Genomic DNA, 22,097 nt, shown 5'->3' with positions numbered 1-22,097 from the left:
ATTTATTTTAATGTTATTCTATCTGTTACTGCACTTGTCAATAATGCATGTACGTTTTGTAGCATACATTAAAGTCATCTAGACTTTTTAAATCTCTACAAATTGAGAGGAGTTTATTATCTTTGTACTGTAAAAACCAAGATAAACACTCCTCTCATGTACGAAGTACTGGACAAAGATACAATAAAATCTGAGATCTTGCCATATTTGTCGGTGGCAAAACGCGGTTATGTGACAAAAAGTGACCTGGTGGAGGTCATTCAGTGCATTCTCTACAAGTTGAAAACGGGCTGTCAGTGGCACATGTTTCCCATTTCAGCCATCTTCACGGGGCGGGTTTTGAGCTACAAGAGCGTGTATGCCCATTTCCGCAAGTGGTCGAGGAACGGCGAATGGAAAAAGGTTTGGGGCATGATGTTGAGCCGTCACAGGTGTTTCTTGGACATGTCCAGTGTGGATTTGGACGGCAGCCACACCACCACGCTTCGCGGTGGGGAGTGCTGTGGATACCAAGGACGCAAGAAAAGAACGACCACCAATGCCATCTATGTCACAGACCGGCAAGGCATACCGCTTGCCATGTCCACACCTGTTTCGGGTTCTCACAACGACCTTCACAACATCTCCCAGGTTCTTCAGGATTTGTTCGCAGGTATTAAGGGCTCAGGCTTGTCCGTATCGGGACTCTTTCTCAATGCAGATGCCGGCTTTGACTCTGCACTATTCAGGCGAGGTTGCCATCAGCAGGAGGTGTTCCCAAACGTCGCCTTCAATAAGCGTAGAGGTATGCGGAGAGATGACGAGTTACTTGATGAGCTGCTTTACAAGGAGAGATACAGCATTGAAAGGACTAATGCGTGGATGGACTCATATAGGAGCGTGCTCAACAGGTTCGATACAACACAAACCAGTTGGGAGGGATGGAACTATATCGCATTCATACTGATTTTTCTGAAAAAGATAAGAAAGAGGGAAAAGTCTAGATGACTTCAACTTAAAAATTCAAAAGCTCAAAAGCTTAAATAACTGCTTTTTTATTTTACAACACCACTCTAATTTCCACGCCGTTCTAGCGAAAATATAGGCCATAAAGTAGGTAAATCGCCCCTATTTCTTGGTTTTCACGCCTTCCAATATGTTCATTTTTAAGAAAAAGAACTGCATTTTGTACCATTTAGCCTTTCTAGATTGGTTGCCAACTCGAAATTTTCTAAGCCCAATTACACGCTTTTAGCCCCTAAAATCTCACTTTTTAACCACTATTTTGCCCTTTTCGGTCACGTGTTTCATGGTTCTAAAAGGTTTTGTTTATACCATTGCTGTGAATGTTTATGCTTTTCGTCTTGCGTTTTGCACCATTTTGCCTTGTGTTTTGCACCATTTTACCTTGCAAGATAATTCTTAAAATGTATCTAATTGATAAAGAAGAAGTTACCTTGTGATACAAACTAAACAGGTAACGATTTGGAAACGAGCGAAGTGCTTTCTGTCGCATGTTTCTACATCAACAAAGAACGCTTGTTATTCTGTTTGCAAAGATAATCATTTGCTTTGAATAACAAGCGTTTTTGATAAGAATTTCGTTCATTTGCGTCATCATTGAGTTTTTTGGTGATTGGAAATAGAGAAGAGCTATCCATTATATACCTCTTCCTCGTTTCTTCTTTTTCTTGGCTTGGTTTATGAGTTTATGTTGCCATGCCATCTCGGCATAATCATCACCGTGTGTCTGTGGATTGATAAGTCCACCTGCTCCCGAAATCATTTCTTCGGCTACATTCAAGGCGGTGCTTGCTACATTTCCTACGGCTTGTGCAATAGATGAACTATCATTTGTATTTTTCGGTAGTATGCACGAACGGCTGGGAGGGACGAGTTGATAGCCTGTATCTGATTGAACTTTATTCTTTGTAGTCTTGTCTGCTATTGTGTGAGCTTTTGTTATCGTCTCCTTTGTTTCGGCTTTATTGTATGATCCAAAGTTCTTTTGCAAGGAGCGGTAACCTAACTCCCTGCCGATTTCGGAAGCTTTGAATGTCTGGCCACAGTAGGAGAACTTCAAACCATATACTTTGCCCTGCTTATTCTTCAAACGTTCTATGATTACACCACTCTTGTTAAGGTCGTAGAGGAACATGGAGTGCCCTGTGATGCCTGTACCTTTGTATTTTTCAAGTAGGTCATAGCAAATCTTCTGTATTTGTTGCTTGGTCTGTTCTCTCGTAGGATTGGCCTTTGCTTTTTGGTGTTGTCTTTCCGCCTTTACTTCCTTTGCAATGGTCAGGCCGTACTTACGGCTAAGTTCCTCTGCGACCCTCGCTGCCTTGTTGCTCACAAAGGTAGTGTCATAAACGTTGCCATACAGACTAATGCGATTGGCGATGATATGGATATGCATATTGTCGGTGTCTTTGTGTGTAACCGCTACCCATTGATGGTCGGCAAGCCCCATGCGCCCTGCAAAGTTTGACGCAAGATTACGGACAGAGGTTAAATTCAATCTTGGTTCATCTTTCGGTGCTATACCGATTTCAATGCGGAGGAATTTGTTTCTGCACCCGGGTGTTATAGTCGTTCACTATCTTCATTTCCTCGTAAATTTCCTTTGGTGTTGTTCCACAGAGATTATGAAAGAGAAGTGTTTTACCGAGTTTTCCCTCTCTAAAAATATATTCCAGTGCATTGCTGCCATGTGCAATTGCTCTACATTTTCCTATCATTCTCCATCAGATTTAAGAGTTTAATTGCCCTTTCCTCAATGTGGTATTTGGGATTGAAGAAACGCTTAAATGCCTCCCTTGCCAGATAAGAAAGACTTTGGGTAATCAGTACCCATGCATCATCCTTTACCTTGATAAGATTGGAAATATGAGACCTCTGCAAAACCTACACCCTCTCAATTTTCTCCCATATACTTTTAGAAGAATGAATATTTTTGACCAAAAGATGCCGTTGGAGGTTACTTTTTGAGTAGATAATAATCTTTTATCGGTGTATTTTCATATTATCTGATACAATTTGACACAATAATCCCTGGTGTTCGGTATAAGTTGTAGGCAATGGATTCCATAATATGCTGCGCATGTGTTTTTGAAAGTCCAACGTATCTTGCTATTCCTGCACCAAACCATCTATGCATAGAACCAAAGGTACGTTCTACTTTCTAGCGTGTCTTACTTATCGCAACGTTGATGCGCTGCCGCCTTTCTGTAATTTCATGTCCTCTTGTTCCCTTATGCATGATACGGCTTTTAAGTTTCATACGTCTGAGGGTTTCTTTGTTCTCCATCGAGTCATATCCTTTATCGGCATAAACAAGTGCTTTCCGTGGCAATTCAGCTTTCTTTAGGGGTGTTTCTAAGTGTTTCATATCACTTTCATTGGCAGCTGTCGTTTCCTCGGCAAGCACCATTCCGTTTTCATCCGTTACCGTGTGACGCTTGCAACGCCGTTGCATTTAACTTTCCTTTCGGTTTGACATTTGCAACGCCGGTGTATTTAACTTTCCTTTTGGTTTGGCATTTGCTCATGTTGAGCATTTAACTTTCCTTTTGGTTTGACGTTTGCAACGCCGGTGCAAGCCTCCCGCCAGTTGTCGTGGCGTCCGACTAAGCGAAAAAAAGTATCTACGTTAGGCTTGACAACCTCTTTGAGCATGGCTTTCTCAGAAGCCTCTATGTTCTCATCCTCTTTTCTATCCTCAACGACCTCATAGCTCTTACCTCCGCGGGGGCGACGGGGCGTATTCGTAATGCTGGCATCAACAATGGCACCACGCTTAACAATGATTCCTTTAGCTTCCAATTGCCGATTAAACTCCGCAAGAAGCGTATCATACAGATCCGCTTCAACAAGAATGTTGCGAAAACGGCACACTATAGTACTATCAGGAACGATATCTTCCATGCCAAGACCTGCAAAGCGACTAAAAGACAGGCGGTCGTTAACCTGATCTTCAACTTCTCCGTCACTCAGACCATACCAGGTATGGAGTAATTCAATCTTGAATAAAACAAGGCTGTCATAGCTGGGCCGGCCAGTAGACTTATAACCTTTTGTATAAGCCACTTCTATTATAGCACGAATGGGTGCCCAATCAATGACTGTGTTTATTTGTGAAAAGAATGTCTGCTTGATCTTTCTTTGCCCAAGGAATAGGTCAGCAAAACTGGGAGAGGATAACTTTTGTTTCATACCATAAAGGTACAAAAAAGATTTAAGAAAGACAAATTATATGAGGAGTTTTGCAGAGGTCTCATTATATCTATTTTTGCAAAATAAACAATAGTAATAACTGGCAAAAGAAGATACGATTGAGAAGCCAGAAAAGATGAACGCTAATAACAAAAGTTATAAAATAACTACATAGGGTCAGTTTCAAAGATTACATGGGGACAGTTTCAATGATTTTTTCCAATAAAGGCACAAAAAGCGAGCAGTACGAATAAAATATTGTTAAAAAACAAACTTTACTACAAATTTTTATAGTAAACGTTTAGGCAATACGATTTTTTATAGTATCTTTGTCTTGTCTTAATAAAACAACAGAATATGAAACAAGAAACCGAAACAATGAAGGTTACACTCGAGGAAAGAGACCTGATTGAGCAGATGAGAAACTATAACCGTTCCTATCCTAACGGTTATCCCAGATTACTGGAAATCATCATCGAGAAGTTCTACTCAATGCTTCGCCAACCCTATTAACAACAAAACACCGCCTCTCCCTAAAAGGGGAGGAGCTTTAATAAAAGAAAGGAATACAACAATGGAAACAGTTATTAGAAAGCCGGTAGTAGTCAGCGATATGAAGCAGCGTTTGGCAGACATCAACTTGTCCGTGTCGTGGATGGACTTTGCCAATAGATACTTCCACAAGTCATCATCGTGGTTCTACCACAAATTAAACGGTATCGACGGCAATGGTGGCACAGGCGGTTTCAATGAGGAAGAGATAGAGCATCTCCGTGGCTCACTTTTCGATCTGAGTGACCGCATCCGCCGAGCTGCAGAAAGAATTTAGGCGTGGTTATCTGTTGACCATTCAAGACAAAAGCCGCCCGTCGCCTACGGGCGCACATCAGCCTCTCGCATTGCGAGGGGCTTTCCCTTTATCCAATCCCACCTCCTCCCTTTTATACAATCTTAAACAACTCCCCATTTAAGATAAGCAGTTATTATTATCCTAAATGAAAATTTGTTCGAAATGTCTATTACGCTTATAACGAGGGGATTCATGGCGGATTACGCAGAAAAAACGCAACACCGATAGTGTTGATATGTATATTTCTCAATGCGTTTTATATAGAAACATAATGTGATGGTTCTTGTTTATAAGCATACCTAAATCAAAATCACAATATGTTTTCCGCTGAAAAATTTCGTGATTACGAATAAATCATTTCAAAAAATCACTTGCTTTTGAGTTTGATGAGCCTTATTCTCCGAGACTTCTATATAGGTCTACGACACAGGAAAGCTGCTGTTGGCGTGTTTCAAGCAGTTCCATTTGGGCATCAAGCGCATCGCGTTCGGCCTCAAGTACATCGAGATAAGTAGCTCGTCCGTTCATATAAAGTTGACGAGATACCTCAACCGAGTGTTCCAAAGTCTTCACTTCTTCCTCTTTTAACGCATAATAGGCGGCGAGATTCTTGTTCTTTGACAGCAGCGTACATACCTCAGAATAAGCTGTGAGCAGTGTTTTGTCATATTCATATAAGGCTTGTAGCTGTGCGGCATCAGCCTGTTGGAAGTTAGCTTCGATAGCCTTTCGGTTGATAAGTGGTGCAGTTAGTCCTCCCACGACACTGTAAGCGAGCGACTTTGGCATACGCGTTAGGTAGGTAGGATTAAAGGCTTCAAGTCCCAAAGTGGCACTAATGTTTACCGAAGGCAAGAAGGCTTTGCGCGCCGTTTCTACGTCCCAATGAGCTGCAGCGAGTTCATGTTCAGCCTGACGGATATCGGGTCGGTGGCTCAAAAGATTGGAAGGAAGTCCTGTAACGATTGTTTTCACGTCTTCATTCAACAACTGTTTGGCATCTCGTTGAATAGGCGTTGGGTAACGACCGAGCAGTAAGTTGAGTGCATTTTCACATTCAGTAATCTCTTGTTTCAATGCAAACTCCTGCGAACGCGCCTTTGCAAGCTCTGCTTTGAACTTCTCAACAGCCAGTTCTGTGTCGCTATCGGCCTCCTTTTGTATCTCAGCTATCTTCTCCGCCTGACGCTGAAGATCGATATATTTGCGTATAAGTGCGAGCTTGTTATCTAAGGCCAACAGGGTATAATAATTGCTTGCGACCTGTGAAATCAATGAAGCGCGCACGGCATTCTGGCCTTCTAAGGTTGCCAAATAACGCTCGACAGCCGCTTTTTTGCTTGACTTCAACTTGCCAAAGAGGTCGAGTTCCCAGTCAAAGGCAAAGCCCGGGTGATAGTTCATGAGTGGATCGGGGATGAGTTTCCCAGGAGTCATCTCGGTAGAAGCATTGCCGGCACCCTCACTTGTGTATCGTCCGGCCTTGCTAACTCCTACTTCAGCCCCCACGGAAAGCGATGGAAGCATGGCTCCTTTGGCTGCAATCATTCCGCTTTTTGCTACAGCTATCTGCTGCAATGTTATCTTTAAGTCTTGATTATTGACTAAAGCGGAGTCGATAAGTGCCTTGAGTTGTGGGTCGGTGAAAAACATTTTCCATGACGTAGGCGTAGTCTTCGCCGTCAGCGTATCACCATTATATTGCGTGGGTAGCTGCAAACGCGTGCGGCTATTGACTTGCGTCGCTTGGGGAGTCTTGCAAGATGACACTCCGATGACAATCAGAATAAGAAGGAAAATATTATTTCTTTTCATCATTTTCAAGTTTATATTGTTTGTCTTTCTCCTCAGTCAATGGCTTGTTTCGTTGGTAACGAACCATCTTTACATGGTCGGCCATGCGCCCAAAGATATAATACAATCCCGGAACGAGAATGAGTCCGAAGCATGTTCCGAATAGCATTCCACCTGCAGCTGCCGTGCCAATGGTTCGGTTTCCAATAGCCCCTGCACCATGAGCAAATACTAATGGCAGCAAGCCGGCTATGAAAGCGAACGATGTCATGAGGATAGGACGGAAGCGAGCTGCCGCACCTTCGATGGCTGCTGCACGTATACTCTTGCCTAAGTTGTGGCGTTGCACGGCATATTCTACCATTAACACGGCATTCTTTCCAAGCAAACCAATCAGCATGACCATAGCAACTTGGGCGTAGATGTTGTTTTCCAATCCCGTGAGTTTTAGGAAAATGAACGTTCCACAGATGCCTGCGGGCAGACAAGTAATAATTGGAAGTGGCAAAAGGAAGTTCTCATATTGTGCTGAAAGGATGAGATAGACGAACGTTAAACATACAATAAAGATGATCAACGCTTGGTTTCCTTGGTCTACTTCGTCTTTAGTGATGCCGGCAAAGTCGTAATCATAGCCGTGAGGTAGCGTCGAAGCAGCCACCTCTTCGATAGCTTTGATGGCCTGACCACTACTGTATCCAGCTGCTGCTGAGCCTGTAACTTCGGCAGAATTATATAGATTATGCCGCGTCATCTCACTCATTCCATATACCTTTTCCATGTGTAAGAAGTCGGCATAAGGCACCATTTCACCTTGGTTGTTCTTAACTTTTAACTGCATCAAGTCTTGTGGAAAAGCACGATATTTTGGGTCGGCTTGCACGATGACCTTATAGGGCTTACCAAATCGAACGAAGCCCGTCTCGTAGTCAGAACCAATCAATGTGGAGAGATTATCCATGGCTGTACCGAGCGTAATGCCTTTTTGTGCGGCGATATCATTATCTACTCGGAGCATGTATTGAGGGAAACTGGCCGAGTAAAAGGTAAAGGCTGAGCCTATTTCTGGACGCTTATTAAGAGCTGAAACGAAGCTCTTGCTGACCTTTTCCATAGCATGATAGTCGTTACTTCCAGTCTTATCGAGGAGTCGAAGCTCGAAACCTGACGCCGCACCATAGCCTGGAATAGAAGGTGGTTCGAAGAATTCTATGTTGGCATCTGTTATTTGTTGGCACTTGTTTTCAAGGTCATTGATGATCTCTTTTGCCGTCCGACTGCGTTCCTTCCAAGGCTTAAGATTAATCAAACACGAACCAGAGTTGGCGCTGGTTCCTTCAGAAAGGATCTCATATCCAGCCAAAGAAGACACACTTTCTACGCCATCTTCCTTTGCAATTATACTCGCAAGTTGATGTGCAACCTTATTCGTTCGCTCAATAGTAGCACCAGGTGGCGTCTCAATTACAGCATAAATCATGCCCTGATCTTCTTGAGGAATAAAGCCCGATGGTAACGAATTGTTGATAAAGAAGGCTCCAATGCAGAACAAAAGTAACAGCGGAAGTGTGATAATCTTCCTCGAAACAGTGCGTTGAAGCACGTTGCGATAGCCGCCGATTCCTTTGTCAAAGCCCGCATTAAACTTATCAAGTACACGATTAAGCCACGTCTTTTTGATGTGGTTATCACGCTCTCGAGTCAATATTAGCGCACAAAGCGAGGGCGTAAGTGTTAGGGCTGTGAAGCCCGAAAGCACGATTCCAGAAGCTATTGTGATTGAAAACTGCCGATAAAACATGCCTTCTGGGCCACCCATAAAGGCTACAGGAATGAACACAGATGCCATAACCAACGTCACGGCTACTATGGCTCCACTGATTTCTTTCATTGCCTTTTGCGTGGCTTCCAAAGGTTCTAAGCCTTCTTGGGCTATCTTCACATTGACCGCTTCGATTACCACAATGGCATCATCGACCACGATTCCTATCGCCATTACTAAGGCAAAGAGCGATATCATGTTAAGCGTTATGCCGAAAGCATTCATGACTGCGAAGCTACCTATTAACGAAACAGGGACTGCAAGGCATGGAATGAGGGCAGAACGCCAGTCTCCGAGGAACAAGAATACAACGAAACCAACGAGTATAAAGGCTTCAAACAGCGTGTGAATTACCTTTTCTATAGAGGCATCAAGGAATCTACTGATGTCGTAACTCAACTCATAATGCATGCCCTTTGGCATGTCTTTTTGAAGGTGAGCCATAGTTTTCTTGACGTTCTGAATAACTTGTCGCGCGTTCGATCCATAGGCTTGTTTCAGTGTTATGGCTGCAGACGGGTGACCATTCAACGTAGAATATATGTCATAAACCTCACTCCCGAGGCTCACATCTGCTACATCTTTGAGTCTGATAAATTGCCCATCAGGAGTTGATTTCACGACAATATTGCTATACTCTTCAGGCGTTGTATAACGTCCCGGATACTTCAACACATACTCAAAGCTTTGTGCATGCTTGCCCGAACTTTCCCCAAGCTTGCCTGGAGAGGCTTCAATGCTCTGCTGTTGTAAGGCATCTGTGATGTCGCTTGCAGACAAACCATAGGCTGTAAGCTTATCAGGCTTGAGCCAAACACGCATGGCAAAGCTCCTCGTTCCAAGGATATCAAGATCTCCAACGCCATCAACGCGGGCGAGTTCTGGGGAGATATTTATGTCCGCATAATTGAAAAGGAAGTTCTGATCGACTTTAGGATCATCGCTATATAGGTTGATATACATGAGGATATTAGGCTCCTCACGAGATATTTTCACTCCTTCGCGCACAACAGCTGGCGGTAGTTTGTTGGTCGCTGCCGACACTCGGTTTTGCACATTGATAGCATCGACATTTGGATCTGTACCAAGTTTGAAGACAATATTTATCTCTCCTTCGCCGTCATTGCCTGCATCCGACTCGATATACTTCATTCCCGGCACACCATTCAGTGCCTGTTCAAGAGGAATAAGCACTGACTTAATCATCAGTTCATTGTTGGCTCCCGGATAATCGGCTACCACATTAACCTTTGGAGGGGATATAGATGGGAACTGAGTAATGGGTAAATTGAACAGCGAAAGAATGCCAATGAAGACGATTACCAATGAAACAACGATGGCAAGTACTGGTCTTCGAATAAACTTTTGAAACATATTGACTGTTTATTAGCGTCTTTTTTTCTTCTTATAAATGGTTATTCTCATCATGAAATAATACGATGTGAGAACTTTTTTCGGTTGTAAAGCGTGATGAAAAGCCACCTGAAAGCCTTAGTCGGCATTCAGTTGAACACGCTTCATGGCTTCACTTGGTGTGTAATAACGCGTCTTTACGTGTTGACCATCATGCACTTTCTGCACTCCACTCAATAGAATCTTGTCGTTGGCAGTTACTCCTTCGGCGATAATAAACACCTCTGGTTGTTCAAATGCCACTTTAATCTCGCGTGAATGTGCATAGCCTGCGCCATCAACAACAAACACATAACGGCGGTCTTCCTCTTCATACGTGGCCTGTTGTGGGATTACCAACACGTTGTGTAAAGGCATATTGATGCGCACTGTGCCTGTTTCACCATTGCGAAGCAAACCTTTCGGATTGGCAAAGCGGGCACGAAGAGCTATATTTCCAGAGCTACTGTCAAACTCACCAGCTATGTTTTGGATGTAGCCTTTAGCCGAAAAGGCGCTTCCATTGGCAAGAATCAGCGTCAAAGGAAGTTTATTTCGTTCGGCCGAATGTTGCTGATAGTCTATATATTCGGGTTCAGAGATATTGAAATATACGTTGAGTGACGAGTTGTCGGATAGTGTAGTGAGCAAGTCACCTCCCTGCACTAAGCTTCCAATCTTTTTCGGAAGACTTCCTATAACGCCTGTAAATGGGGCGCTGATTAAGCATAATCGTGCTTGAATCTGGGCCAATTTATAATCTGCCAAGGCTGCATTGAGCTTCGCTTTAGCCATCTTTTGTGCGTTGGGCGAAACAATTTGCCCCCTCGTTAGCGTTGTTGTGTTTTGCAGTTCAATGCGTGCTTGCTCGGCTTCTGCCTTTGCCCGCGCCACATTCTGTTGCGCTCCAACAATCGAAATGCGGAAAAGCGGCTGACCGGCTCGCACTTGTTGCCCTTCTGTGACATAGACTTGCTGCAAGATTCCCTCCTGCTGCGCGCGTACTTCTATGTTTTTTCGCGATTCAATATTGGCCACATAGTCCTTTGAAACTTGTGTATTGGTTACCCAAGGAGACGTTACTGCGTAGACCGTTTGGTCGCTGTTTTCCTTGTTTTTGCGGCATCCTGTGACTACAATCAACGTGATGATAGCCATCAACAGCATCTCTTTCTTCATACCTAACTAATGGGTTATCCGATTATCTTTTACTAATGACTCAAGAATTAAATACAAATTTATAGATTTTTTAAGCAGGTTGCTGTAAATCTATCATTAAAAAGACTTAATAGATAGAAATTAATTGCTTCTTTAACTCTATTTTCATATAATGTAAAGTGAGGTTAATCATCTTGCAATCTGCCTCATTTCGTCGTGCGTTTTGCCTCAGATTACGCTACAAAATCATAGGAATTATGAGCGCATCTCACTTGTTGTATTTTTTAATCCTCCTTTATGGTCTTTGCCTTTGAATGCAGTGTGGGTTATCATTTGGCTTACAGCATGCTGAAATAAAACACTATGCGGTGCATCATACAACCGAAACTTCTCTATAAATCCTTTGAAAAGACGAGATGATTTGTTTGCTTTTTTACAAAAACAATGCAGGATTTTGTAAATAAGTTATGACATTTTTCATTTATCTTTGTATTCAAGAACGAGACAAAAAGTTTGTTTCTATAAAATGTTATCATTGCTTATATGGCATCATCTCAGTTGATTTCTCTGCCGAATGCGTTGTCGGTGTCGTCCCTTCTCACGACAGAAAAGGGCGCTTTTCAACGTGAATCGTGCTGTGCATCAGTGCTGAGTAACGAGTCAATCGAAGCAAAACGTCTATACCTTATATATAATGGGGGCTTTCATCTCCATCAACTTGTCGGCCCCTATGCCTCACTTTTCCTCGCGAAAGGGCAGGATAGGCGTGACAAACTGCGGCAAGAGCCGACTTCTTAGCAATCAAAAGAATTTATTTATTTACCGGAATCGGAGCACCTTTCGATAGTAAAGATAACTCCATTCCATAGTAAACACTTCAAAAACAACACCTATGTCAGAAGAAAAATTCAGAGTAGAGTCCGACCTTTTAGGCGAACTCAAAGTACCAATCGATGCCTATTACGGCGTACAGACCCAGCGTGGCATCAACAACTACCACATATCGCGCAAGAAGATGCGTGACTATCCCGACTATATCGTGGCCATTGCCTACGTAAAACTGGCTGCCGTGCAGACCAATCACAGCCTCGGTGTCATCAATGATGAGATTTCTGGCGCCATCAGTCAGGCCTGTCAGGAAATCATCGACGGTAAGATGCACGAGAACTTCCCCATCGATATGATGCAAGGAGGAGCCGGAACGTCGGTCAATATGAACGCCAATGAGGTGATAGCCAACCGTGCTCTCGAGATAATGGGACACAAAAAGGGAGACTATCAATACTGTTATCCCAACGATCATGTGAACTGTGGGCAGAGTACCAACGATGTTTACCCCACTTCCATCCGCCTTGCTCTCATTCGAATGAACAAAAGTCTCGTGTCAAGTCTGACGGGATTGATCAGCGCTTTGCGCTATAAAGGCGAAGAGTTCAAGGACGTTTTGAAGATGGGACGCACGCAGTTGCAGGACGCAGTGCCCATGACTGCGGGCCAAGAGTTCAATGCCTATGCCAATAACTTAGAGGAGGAAGTCCTCAATTTGGAGCGTAATGTCAAGCTGTTGCACGAAATCAACATGGGCGGAACAGCCATCGGGACAGGCTTGAACGCTGTTCCGGGCTTCGCAAAGCTGTGTGCGGCCAACCTGAGCAAGCTCACCGGAGAGCCTTTTGTCTCTGCAACCGACCTCGTAGAAGCCACACCCGACACCGGAGCCTACGTCAGTTACAGTGGCGCTTTGAAGCGTTTGGCCGTGAAACTCTACAAGATTTGCAACGACTTCCGACTCATGGCATCAGGCCCGCGCTGCGGTTTGAACGAGATAAACCTGCCACCCAAGGCCCCCGGTTCGTCCATCATGCCGGGCAAAGTGAACCCCGTTATCCCCGAAGTTACCAATCAAGTGTGCTTCAAAGTCATCGGAAACGACGTCACGGTCACCTTTGCTGCCGAGGCAGGTCAGCTTGAATTGAACGTCATGGAGCCTGTTATCACCGAGTGTCTCTTTGAAAGTCTGTGGTGGTTGCACAATGCCATCGACACGCTTACAGAGGAATGTGTACTCGGAATCACCGTCAATAAGGAGCGTTGTTACGAGATGGTGAAGAACTCAATCGGCATCGTTACCGCGCTCAATCCATACATTGGATACAAGAATAGCACAAAGGTTGCGAAGGAAGCCCTTGAGACTAACCGCTCCGTTTACGACATTGTACTCGAAAAAGGCTTGCTAACGAAAGAAGAACTTGACGAGGCCCTCGATCCAAAGAATATGCTTGCATCGCATAAGTTCATTAAATAAATTATCTGCTTCAAAAGAAAAGAGGCTGCAAGGAATTATCCCTGCAGCCTCTTTTTTATGCTTATAGCCTCGTCCCTTTAACCAAATCATCTCCTTATGTTATGCAATTCTAAGTGTCTGTTTTAATTAGTCGGTCGATGAAAGTAATGGAAAATTAAGCCCAAAGAACCCACTTTCTTTCTGAATATACATGAAATTTTATTGTGAAATAAATGAAAGAAAGTCAATAGGTTACGGAGCTTACCCCATTGTTCTTTTGAAAGGAGACAATAATCTGCGTCATATCATGGTGTAAAATAGGGCAAATCACCGCGCAAGATGATTTCTAAAATGTATCTAATTGAAAATAAAGAAGTTACCTTGCTATACAAACTAAACAGGTAACGATTTGGAAACGAGCGAAGTGCCATTAACCGCAGGTTTCTGCATCAACAAAGAACGCTTGTTATTCTATTTGCAAAGATAATCATTTGCTTTGAATAACAAGCGTTTTTGATAAGATTTTCACTCTTTTGCGTCATCTGTTGTTTGGAAAGATTGAAAAATGAGGAGAATGGTTATATACCTCTTCCTCTTTTCTTCTTTTTCTTGGCTTGGTTTCTGAGTTTTCGTTGCCAAGCCATCTCTGCATAATCATCACCGTGTGTCTGTGAATTAATAAGTCCACCTGCTCCCAAAATCATTTCTTCGACAGCATTCAAGGCGGTGCTTGCTACATTTCCTACGGCTTGTGCAATAGATGAACTTTCGTTTGTTTTTGTAGGCGGTATGTATGAACGGCTGGGAGGAACAAGTTGATAGCCTGTGTCTGAGTGAGTTTTATCTTTTGCAGTCTCGTGTGCCAATGTGTGAGCTTTTGTTATCGTCTCCTTTGTTTCGGCCTTATTGGCTATCTCAAAGTTTTTCCGCAAAGAGTGGTATCCGAACTCCCTGCCGATTTCGGAAGCCTTGAAACATTGCCCGTTGTAGGAGAACTTCAAACCATAGACTTTTCCCTGTTTGTTCTTCATGCGCTCTATGATAATGTTGTTCTTATTCAATTCGTAGAGAAACATGGAATGCCCTGATATGCCACCGCCTTTATATTTATCCAACAAGGCATAACAGATTTGCTGTACTTCTTTCTTTGTTTGCTCTCTCGTAGGATTGGCTTTTGCTTTCTGATGCTTCCTTTCCGCCCTGACCTCCTTTGCAATGGTCAAGCCTTTCGAGCGACTTATTTCCTCCGCCACTCTTGCTGCCCTGTTGCTTACAAAAGTGGTATCATAGACCTCTCCGTACAGACTGATGCGGTTGGCAATGATATGGATATGCCTGTTGTCGGTATCTTTATGCGTTACTGCTACCCATTGGTGGTTGTCAAGTCCCATTTGTTTGGCAAACAGATGGGCTATCCGCATGAGTTCAGATACGGGTAGTTTCTTTTCATCCTGAGGTGCTATACCGATTTCAATGCGGAGGAACTTGTTTCTGCAACGACTGTTATAATCGCTGACCACTTTCATTTCCTCATAGATTGCTTTCGGTTCTCTGCTGCAAAGATTGTGGAAGGCAAGCCGATTACCGAGTTTGCCCTCTCTGAAAATATAGTCCAAAGCCGTGCTGCCGTGTGCTATCGCCCTACATTTTCCTATCATCTCTCGACATATTTAAGACCTTATATATTTCGTCGTCCACACGAAAATGCGGGTCGTAAAATCGCTTAAATGCTTCTTTGGCACATAGCGAAAGGTTCTGTGTGATATGTACCCATCTCTCATCCTTGACTTTAATAAGGTTGGAAATCTGCCCATAGAACCTGCCCGTATGCTGGAGAATACAAATGGCTTCCCTCTCATTTTCGGTCATCTTAGGAACTGTTGTTACCTCTCCATTAAGTAATATCTCACGGCAGTAGTCTGAGAACTTCCGTCTTGTGCTTTCCGCCTTTGACTTGATGCGCTGCTTTTCCTCTAAGGTGCATCTTACCTTGATGAACTCCGTCTTGTTCATCCTCGCTTCTTCTTTACCTCGTTGCTGCCACTTGGCAGTTCTGCTATCATATCTGTTCATATAAAAGTCCTCTTTTCTTTGTTTTCAATCTTGCTTAATTTCCGAACGCTGACCGATGAGAACGGAGTGATTACGGTCTAATCTCCCCGATAACCGAACGAGGGGAGCAAGCGCAGTTTGTGGGTACAAACTGACGTCTTGCAATGTCAGCTAACGTTCCGTTTACGCATAAAGCGTTTTGTCGTCCAAAAATGAATGCTATGCATTCAGAAGATTAACTGTGTTCGTGGCATTCCCACCGTTCAATGTGTTCAGTAAAAATCTATTGTTAGTACTACCCTAAAACGGTCGAGGATTTTGAGTGAAAGGGACATCCTTTTACTCGATAGTCCTTGACCGTTTTTCTGTTGTTTACAGCTTCCTCCATTTTTCTATATCCTCACCGTATTCCTCCAAATGGATACGCACAAGGTTTTCGATGAAGCTCGAGACATTGGCTCCTTTATCTCCCAATCTTCGGACAATGAAGTCCGCACGTTCCTGTGTTTCCCTGCTCAGATAGACCGCCTTTCTCTCACTTAGCTTTGTCGGAACAAGGAACGCCTGCTTGTATGCGTCGAGTGTCTCTTTTCTCATCTTGGCACTGATGCGTCGTTGAATAGTTGCATGCTCTGTATGCAGTACAGACTCGGATGGCGTGGCATGCTCTATGGCATGTTCTATTTCTTGTTGTTTTTGCTCTTGAATATTTTCCATTCCCTTTGCCTGGAATTCAGAGACAGATTGTTCACTTGAATTTTCAGCTTGGCTCATACCAAAAGTTTTTCCTATGAAACGATCTATTTCTTCCATATTTCTTCTTTCCTTTTTCATCACTCTATCTTATTTTAAGTTTGACTTGTTTTATTTTGTTGCTTGTATTTTGAGATTTCTCATGCTCACGGATACGGCTGACGTGATACTCGTTGAGGTCTTTGAAGTCTCTATAATACACTGCCATATCTTCTACCTTAAAACCTGCGTTTACAAATTCCTGCACAGCTTTTCTCCCTACATCGTCATTATCAAGAAAAGCACGAACAGAGGTTATATTTCTTTTGTTCAGGTAGTGAATACTTCTTACAACATTACTCACGGAATTCATCACAAGGCATTGGTTGGTTACTTCCCCTTTCATTGAAAGAAAAGAGAGAAAGTCCATAAATCCCTCGAATAGGTAGACAGGTTGCGCCTTGTTCTCAAATATCGGGGTGATGTCTTTCGGGGCAACTGTTCCCTTGAACGTATTGTTGTCCCGAAGTTCATAACTACCTGAAGAATTGGCAAAGGCGATGGCTTCATATCTTCTTCCTCTTACCTCGTAACTGATACATTTGAGAAAGGCTGTTGCCTTTTCCAAATCAATGCAGCGTTCCTTTTTGAGATACTCCTGCAAGTGCGGCGACAAGGTGTCTGATATGCTTATCAGTCTCCTTGTTCCGTCTGCTTGCCTTGTAGTAGTCTGGTTGAGACTAATACGGGGGTCAGTCTTTGGATAGCAGTATGCTGTATTATCGGGAGCGTTCTGTCCCAAACGGCAGATGGCTTCCGAGAGCGTGTAGCCCTCCAAACGCATACAAAGGTCTATGATACTTCCACCCCTGCCTTCGGCATAGTCTATCCAAAGGTTCTTTTCCGTGTCCACTTTGAAACTCGGACGCGTTTCCTCCCTGAGCGGTGAACGGTACATTGCATAGGTCGGTGTTTTGCGGACAGGTTTGATACCTTTCCTTTCGAGATATTCCATGATGGAATATCGCTTGATTGCTGATAAATCTTCTTCTTTCATTGTTTTGATACTTTAATGGGTTGAATGATAATTATTTATGTTTGTCTGTTTTTATGGTTTTACCGTTTCCAAAGTTTTTTCCCTCCAAACTTTTTCATCTTTCTTCTTACTACATACTATTTTGTGATAAGTGATTGATAATCAGTATTACTTTGTAGTATAAGACAATACTACACATTCTACTACATTTGGCTACTACAAGTTTGAAGGAGCGGGCATGGCAAGATTTTCCTAATCTTGTAGACATAGATGGGGCTACCACCGTTTCTTCGTTTGCTCACCTTTATGTATCCTGCTTTCTTTAAGGCTTCGCCCATACGCTTGGCAACAAGTGGCTGGTGGGTATAAATACCCAGATAGGTGAGTATCTCCGTAGTAGTCATTAACGAATAACTTTCATCCTCCGTTGGCTTTTCAAAACAACGCAATAAAAGTTCCATCTCTGCAGTCTGTACTTGAAAGTCTTCACTCTCCCTGTATAGTTCGGCTATCTCATCATCATCAAACCAATAGCGAAAACCTGACTTTAACAGGGCTTTGGCTTCAGCATAGACATTGTCCATTGAAATACGCTTGGCTTTCTCTATGTCTATGGAAAGAACTTCAAAGGGCAGGAAGCGTCTGCTGCCTGTCGGGTCTGTAAGAAAGTCGTTGCCGTTCACCGATGCCACGAAGCTTGCCAAGTGGGGATGTTCCTCCACGTACTTGTCATACGGCATACGGTATTTGACCATCGGACAGGTGATGAGGTTTTTCAGCTCGTTCTCGTCCCGCTTATTAAGGGCTTTGAGCTGGTCGTCTATATTTACGATAAGGTTCTGACCGATATAAGTGAGTGTGTCTTTCTCCTGCGGATATATTTTTCCTGTGTAACTGTAACCATGCAGTGCTGGGGGACAGAGCAAATCGAGAAACGTCGTCTTGAACTTGCCCTGCTCGCCTGTCAACACAAGGCAGGTGTGGTTACGGCACTCGCGGTCGTCCATCGCATTGGCGACCACCGCCACAAGCCACTTGGTAAGGTACGGCAACCACTTTTCATTGTTGCGGACAACAACGCAGCTTGCCAAATCGAAAATTGTTTTCGGTGAAAAAGAAGATACATTACTATCCCTGCAACCGTCATCATCACAGCTACTGCTATCACATATATCTATCAAGGGCAACTCTTTGAAATACTCTTGCACAGGGTTGATACGGGGAGAGAAGCTGCTCTCGATGATGGAATAAAGGTTCTCGGCAGAAGTCGCTATGCCTTCATCGCAATCAAGTTCCCTGCGAAGCGTATTGATTTCATAGCGACCGACTTTTGTAAATATGCCGCTGTTCCTGCTTCGGTATTCAGTTCTGCTCAGCACGGTATTGTATCTGAACTCGTAGTGTGTAGAGAGGTAGTTTTCTATCTCTGCGTTCTTGGATGAGCTACCCCTGTGATGAGGATTTCTTCTGTTGTCTATATTGCCTGCATCTGCGTTCTTTTTCATTATTCCATTGAATTGGTTTCCAAGAGTGAAGTTAGGGTGAGAATGCGTAATTTCCAAGCATTCAGAACCTTCTTGCATAATATTGCGCTCGTCCGCTGCAAAATTCTTAGGAGAACAGGCTGTCAAGAAGGGCATTTATAGCCTCATTAAGCAAAAAATGGACGACAGGAAAAATAGATTAGCAGAAATACGGATGTTACTGTCTGCTTTCAGATGTACTCTTTTGCTTTGATTGTCTTATTAGCCTTATTTGTATAGTGGCAAAAGTATAAATCTGTCTCTTTTGCCCTTGTTATAGCGCCACAAGCTGCCACGTGAATGGAAAGTGATGGAATAAGAAATGCCCGATATTAATTTTGCAATGAAAGAAAAAAGACGGGGCAGGAAAACGCAAATGTGAACCGATGAAACGGATTGCTCTTTTCCCGATTGTTCCCGATACTTCCCTGCTGTTCCCCACGGCTTTGAGAGGCGCACGTACGCCATTACCTTTGCCAGCAGAAACAGGAAAGAACTGAAACAACAAACAATAACAATATAAAATTATGAACTATTACATCATTACGGAAACCAATTGGGCAAAGCTTCGAGATGAAATTTTGAGCCTTGCCGAGAGTTGCCACAAGGCATTCGGAGAAAAAAGCAAGCACACGGACTGGCTGCACAACGGTGATGTGTGCCGGCTGCTGAACATCAGCAAGCGCACCTTGCAGCATTATCGGGATACGGGTGTGCTGCCGTTTACGCAAATCGGACACAAATGCTATTACAAGCGTGAGGATGTGGAAGCATTGCTTCTTACGAAGTCGAACAAACCTAAAAACAGGCAGATATGATGGAAACAGCAAGAGATTTGAACATGGAGACGGATGAGATGCAGCTGGTCGTCTCGGCTTTGAGAGGTGTGGGTAAACGGATTGTGGAAGTAGCGCAGACGCACAAGCCACTCTTTGCAGGCGAACTTTTCCTCACGGGTAAGGATGTGTGCGAACGGCTCTATATCAGTCCCCGCACCTTGCAGGACTACCGCGACAGGAAGATTATACCCTACACTCAGTTTGCAGGAAAGATACTCTATAAGGCTTCGGACTTGGAAAGGATGTTGGAGGAGAATTACTATTTTAAGTCCATATGAGTTTAGTATTATAATTCGATTAAAAATACTTATTAATAAGTATTGCCAGTATAGAATTCTTCCCATACCTTTGTATCCAAAATTGAATTAATGATAAAAAATATCACACAGCCGCATAAAGGCAACAATAAAAGGAGCGTACTGTTTTTAAACAGTACGCTTTTTTTATGAACAAAATTGAACGATGTCCGTTAATAAAATAGTAATGAAAATATTAAAAGAAGATATAAGAAACAGAATTGTCACAGCTGCCCGCAATGAATTTATTAAAAATGGTTTTAGAAAAACTTCGATGCGAACAATTTCTGCAAAATCAGGAGTTGTCTTAGGTAATATATACAATTATTTTAAGACAAAAGATGATATTTTTTATGCTGTCCTTAGGCCTTTACTTGCTGTCTTGGATGGAAGGCTGTCCTCCTATCGCATAGAACCCAACAAAATAGACAAACTTCGTTTCTCTATACAAAGTCAAAAAGATTTGCTAAGAGAAACGCTTAAAATAATTTTCTTGTATAAAGAAGAATTAAAGTTATTGCTTTTTGAATCAAAAGGTACTTCTGTAGAATTTTTCCGTGAAAATTTTATCGAAGAACAAGTTGCAATAAGTAAAGAATATATTGACCAAATGCAAAAAGTCTATCCACAAATACAAACAAAAGTTTCGTCACTATTCTTTCGGATTTCCTCTTCTACATGGGTAACAATCGTCGGAGAGATTGTCTCAAATCCAGAAATCCGTAAAGAAGAGGCAAAACAGGTTTTGTCTGAATATATACGCTATAATACAGCAGGATGGCGAGAACTCATTAATCAATAAGATTATGAACAGATTATTCATCGTAACGATACTGTGTTTGTGTACAACAGTTTTGTCTGCCCAAAATATATTACGTGGGAAAATCATAGATAAAGAAACAGGACTTCCCATATCTGGGGCATACATATCAATCAAAAATACAAAACAGAAAACAGTTTCTGACAAAACAGGCAATTATCAAATTGACATTCCCTCAAATGGAACATGTATTGTTGAGGTTTCATTTGTTGGATATAAACGAGTAAGGCAAGTCATTGTGTTAAACGGCAATATCACAAAAGACTTTTTCTTAGAATCATCAGCGAACGTCCTTAACGAAGTTGTAGTGAGGGGATCTTCCCAGCAGGCGGAAATAAACCGCATTCGGCAAAGTCCTATGGCTGTAACCGTAGTGGACGGATCCAAGCTGCGGGGACGTTCAAGCGGTATAGAAGAAATTCTTACACGCACGTCTGGCATCAAAGTAAGAAAGACAGGAGGATTGGGAAGTGCGTCGCGCATATCTGTACATGGTTTAGAAGGTAAGCGTGTCGCCGTATATATTAATGGTTTTCCACTCAACAGTCCTGACGGTTCTTTCGACATCAACGATATTCCAATAGATGTGATCAAATATATAGAGGTGTACAAGGGTATTGTGCCTGCAGAATATGGAGGCGACGGATTAGGAGGAGCCATCAATATTGTGACACGGGAGGATGAATGCGACTTAGTAGGATTCACGCAGGAATTGGCATCATTCGGAACATCCAAGACACTTACAAGTGCTCAAAAGCTTTTTGCAAAGTCAGGCATATTATTTAATGTTGCTTTCTTTAAGAATAAATCCAAGAACAACTACACGATGTCATGGCCAGTATTCGAAACAAACCTGCCAGTCTCAGAATACAGAAAGGTAAGACGAAATAATGACTATTATGACGCAGACTTCTATCATGTCGGCATTGGTTTTAGAAAGCTATACTTCGATAAACTGGATTTGGAATGCGCCTTCTACAGAAATAAAAAAGGTATACAGTCTCTTAACTTTGATTCGCAGCATGCCTATATGAAAGGCTTTAATATAATGCCCACTTTGCATATAGAAAAAGACGACTTCATCTTTAAAGGTTTGGAAATGAAATCATCCCTTGTTATTCCTATTATACAAACGAGCCTGATAGACACAACAACAACAAGAAGACAATGGGATGGAACCATCACTCAGGCAATGGGGGAAACAGAAGACAATCTTCTTAATGAATCCCATAACCGGCAATTTGAATTACGAAACAAATTTAATTTAAAATATACATTTGGACAACATACATTCAACATAAATAA

Annotated in this window: 16 protein-coding genes and 3 pseudogenes; 8 read left to right on the top strand and 11 right to left on the bottom strand. The window is 42.7% G+C overall.

Going from position 1 to position 22,097, the window contains the following annotated elements; all coding sequences use genetic code 11:
* Window positions 1-156: 156 nt before the first annotated feature.
* On the top strand, window positions 157-987 hold the full coding sequence (locus BN93_RS09660) for an IS5 family transposase (RefSeq protein ID WP_019188127.1): 831 nt from the start codon (window positions 157-159) through the stop codon (window positions 985-987).
* Between the two features lie 652 nt (window positions 988-1,639).
* Here the strand turns inward: BN93_RS09660 and BN93_RS09655 are convergent.
* From BN93_RS09655 to BN93_RS17610, 3 pseudogenes are all read right to left on the bottom strand, one after another.
* Window positions 1,640-2,720 (bottom strand): annotated as a pseudogene (locus BN93_RS09655) (relaxase/mobilization nuclease domain-containing protein).
* A pseudogene (locus BN93_RS19170) lies at window positions 2,704-2,874 on the bottom strand (plasmid mobilization protein); the annotation flags it as partial. The pseudogenes BN93_RS09655 and BN93_RS19170, both read right to left, overlap by 17 nt.
* A gap of 130 nt (window positions 2,875-3,004) precedes the next feature.
* Window positions 3,005-4,194 (bottom strand): annotated as a pseudogene (locus BN93_RS17610) (IS5 family transposase).
* 357 nt (window positions 4,195-4,551) lie between these two features.
* Here BN93_RS17610 and BN93_RS17605 point away from each other — a divergent pair.
* Both BN93_RS17605 and BN93_RS09635 read left to right on the top strand, forming a co-directional pair.
* Window positions 4,552-4,707, top strand: a complete 156-nt coding sequence (locus BN93_RS17605; protein WP_019188125.1) for a hypothetical protein — start codon at window positions 4,552-4,554, stop codon at window positions 4,705-4,707.
* A gap of 61 nt (window positions 4,708-4,768) precedes the next feature.
* Window positions 4,769-5,023: a DUF5053 domain-containing protein gene (locus BN93_RS09635; protein ID WP_004373772.1), complete on the top strand. Its 255-nt coding sequence runs from the start codon at window positions 4,769-4,771 to the stop codon at window positions 5,021-5,023.
* A gap of 414 nt (window positions 5,024-5,437) precedes the next feature.
* Here BN93_RS09635 and BN93_RS09630 read toward each other — a convergent pair whose 3' ends face one another.
* The 3 genes from BN93_RS09630 to BN93_RS09620 all read right to left on the bottom strand — a co-directional run bounded on the left by BN93_RS09630 (window position 5,438) and on the right by BN93_RS09620 (window position 11,231).
* Window positions 5,438-6,862: a TolC family protein gene (locus BN93_RS09630; protein WP_019188124.1), complete on the bottom strand. Its 1,425-nt coding sequence runs from the start codon at window positions 6,860-6,862 to the stop codon at window positions 5,438-5,440.
* Window positions 6,846-10,034, bottom strand: coding sequence for an efflux RND transporter permease subunit (locus tag BN93_RS09625; protein ID WP_019188123.1), 3,189 nt, complete (start codon window positions 10,032-10,034; stop codon window positions 6,846-6,848). Before BN93_RS09625 ends, BN93_RS09630 begins: the two co-directional genes overlap by 17 nt.
* A gap of 117 nt (window positions 10,035-10,151) precedes the next feature.
* Entirely contained in the window at window positions 10,152-11,231 is a 1,080-nt protein-coding gene (locus BN93_RS09620) for an efflux RND transporter periplasmic adaptor subunit (protein ID WP_004372869.1), read from the bottom strand.
* Between the two features lie 871 nt (window positions 11,232-12,102).
* On the opposite strand from BN93_RS09620, the gene aspA reads away from it, so the two are divergent.
* Window positions 12,103-13,515 carry an aspartate ammonia-lyase gene (aspA, locus tag BN93_RS09615; RefSeq protein WP_019188122.1) on the top strand — a complete coding sequence of 471 codons (1,413 nt, stop codon included), beginning with the start codon at window positions 12,103-12,105 and terminating at the stop codon, window positions 13,513-13,515.
* A gap of 557 nt (window positions 13,516-14,072) precedes the next feature.
* Here the strand turns inward: aspA and BN93_RS09610 are convergent.
* The 5 genes from BN93_RS09610 to BN93_RS09590 all read right to left on the bottom strand — a co-directional run bounded on the left by BN93_RS09610 (window position 14,073) and on the right by BN93_RS09590 (window position 18,954).
* On the bottom strand, window positions 14,073-15,152 hold the full coding sequence (locus BN93_RS09610; protein WP_019188121.1) for a relaxase/mobilization nuclease domain-containing protein: 1,080 nt from the start codon (window positions 15,150-15,152) through the stop codon (window positions 14,073-14,075).
* On the bottom strand, window positions 15,136-15,567 hold the full coding sequence (locus BN93_RS09605) for a plasmid mobilization protein (protein ID WP_019188120.1): 432 nt from the start codon (window positions 15,565-15,567) through the stop codon (window positions 15,136-15,138). Before BN93_RS09605 ends, BN93_RS09610 begins: the two co-directional genes overlap by 17 nt.
* Window positions 15,568-15,918: 351 nt before the next feature.
* Window positions 15,919-16,380: a DUF3408 domain-containing protein gene (locus tag BN93_RS09600; RefSeq protein ID WP_019188119.1), complete on the bottom strand. Its 462-nt coding sequence runs from the start codon at window positions 16,378-16,380 to the stop codon at window positions 15,919-15,921.
* A 4-nt stretch (window positions 16,381-16,384) separates the two neighbouring features.
* A complete protein-coding gene (locus tag BN93_RS09595; RefSeq protein ID WP_019188118.1) occupies window positions 16,385-17,335 on the bottom strand; it encodes a toprim domain-containing protein in 951 nt (316 codons plus the stop codon).
* A 182-nt stretch (window positions 17,336-17,517) separates the two neighbouring features.
* Window positions 17,518-18,954, bottom strand: coding sequence for a VapE domain-containing protein (locus BN93_RS09590; protein ID WP_044260359.1), 1,437 nt, complete (start codon window positions 18,952-18,954; stop codon window positions 17,518-17,520).
* Between the two features lie 410 nt (window positions 18,955-19,364).
* Between BN93_RS09590 and BN93_RS09585 the strand changes: the two genes are divergently transcribed.
* The 4 genes from BN93_RS09585 to BN93_RS09570 form a co-directional block, all read left to right on the top strand.
* Entirely contained in the window at window positions 19,365-19,655 is a 291-nt protein-coding gene (locus tag BN93_RS09585; protein WP_019188116.1) for a helix-turn-helix domain-containing protein, read from the top strand.
* Window positions 19,652-19,954 carry a helix-turn-helix domain-containing protein gene (locus BN93_RS09580; RefSeq protein WP_004373330.1) on the top strand — a complete coding sequence of 101 codons (303 nt, stop codon included), beginning with the start codon at window positions 19,652-19,654 and terminating at the stop codon, window positions 19,952-19,954. The genes BN93_RS09585 and BN93_RS09580 overlap by 4 nt, the downstream gene beginning before the upstream one ends.
* 184 nt (window positions 19,955-20,138) lie before the next feature.
* Window positions 20,139-20,774 (top strand): TetR/AcrR family transcriptional regulator, encoded by a 636-nt coding sequence (locus tag BN93_RS09575; RefSeq protein ID WP_009227819.1) that lies wholly within the window; start codon window positions 20,139-20,141, stop codon window positions 20,772-20,774.
* Between the two features lie 4 nt (window positions 20,775-20,778).
* Window positions 20,779-22,097 (top strand): TonB-dependent receptor (locus tag BN93_RS09570; RefSeq protein WP_044260357.1); only part of this gene is annotated, 1,319 nt, incomplete at its 3' end.

It is taken from the genome of Prevotella conceptionensis 9403948, assembly GCF_000312305.1.
GTDB lineage: Bacteria > Bacteroidota > Bacteroidia > Bacteroidales > Bacteroidaceae > Prevotella > Prevotella conceptionensis.
The sequence above is the reverse complement of the archived record's forward strand: the minus strand, read 5'-3'. Positions and strand labels throughout refer to the sequence as shown.

Excerpts from the sequence above, each read along its gene's own strand:
- BN93_RS17605 (WP_019188125.1), top strand. The coding sequence starts at position 4,552 with ATGAAACAAGAAACCGAAACAATGAAGGTTACACTCGAGGAAAGAGAC.
- BN93_RS09585 (WP_019188116.1), top strand. The coding sequence starts at position 19,365 with ATGAACTATTACATCATTACGGAAACCAATTGGGCAAAGCTTCGAGAT.
- BN93_RS09635 (WP_004373772.1), top strand. The coding sequence starts at position 4,769 with ATGGAAACAGTTATTAGAAAGCCGGTAGTAGTCAGCGATATGAAGCAG.
- BN93_RS09605 (WP_019188120.1), bottom strand. The coding sequence starts at position 15,567 with ATGAACAGATATGATAGCAGAACTGCCAAGTGGCAGCAACGAGGTAAA.
- BN93_RS09625 (WP_019188123.1), bottom strand. The coding sequence starts at position 10,034 with ATGTTTCAAAAGTTTATTCGAAGACCAGTACTTGCCATCGTTGTTTCA.
- BN93_RS09610 (WP_019188121.1), bottom strand. The coding sequence starts at position 15,152 with ATGATAGGAAAATGTAGGGCGATAGCACACGGCAGCACGGCTTTGGAC.
- BN93_RS09595 (WP_019188118.1), bottom strand. The coding sequence starts at position 17,335 with ATGAAAGAAGAAGATTTATCAGCAATCAAGCGATATTCCATCATGGAA.
- BN93_RS09600 (WP_019188119.1), bottom strand. The coding sequence starts at position 16,380 with ATGAAAAAGGAAAGAAGAAATATGGAAGAAATAGATCGTTTCATAGGA.
- BN93_RS09575 (WP_009227819.1), top strand. The coding sequence starts at position 20,139 with ATGTCCGTTAATAAAATAGTAATGAAAATATTAAAAGAAGATATAAGA.
- BN93_RS09620 (WP_004372869.1), bottom strand. The coding sequence starts at position 11,231 with ATGAAGAAAGAGATGCTGTTGATGGCTATCATCACGTTGATTGTAGTC.
- aspA (WP_019188122.1), top strand. The coding sequence starts at position 12,103 with ATGTCAGAAGAAAAATTCAGAGTAGAGTCCGACCTTTTAGGCGAACTC.
- BN93_RS09590 (WP_044260359.1), bottom strand. The coding sequence starts at position 18,954 with ATGCCCTTCTTGACAGCCTGTTCTCCTAAGAATTTTGCAGCGGACGAG.
- BN93_RS09630 (WP_019188124.1), bottom strand. The coding sequence starts at position 6,862 with ATGATGAAAAGAAATAATATTTTCCTTCTTATTCTGATTGTCATCGGA.
- BN93_RS09660 (WP_019188127.1), top strand. The coding sequence starts at position 157 with ATGTACGAAGTACTGGACAAAGATACAATAAAATCTGAGATCTTGCCA.
- BN93_RS09580 (WP_004373330.1), top strand. The coding sequence starts at position 19,652 with ATGATGGAAACAGCAAGAGATTTGAACATGGAGACGGATGAGATGCAG.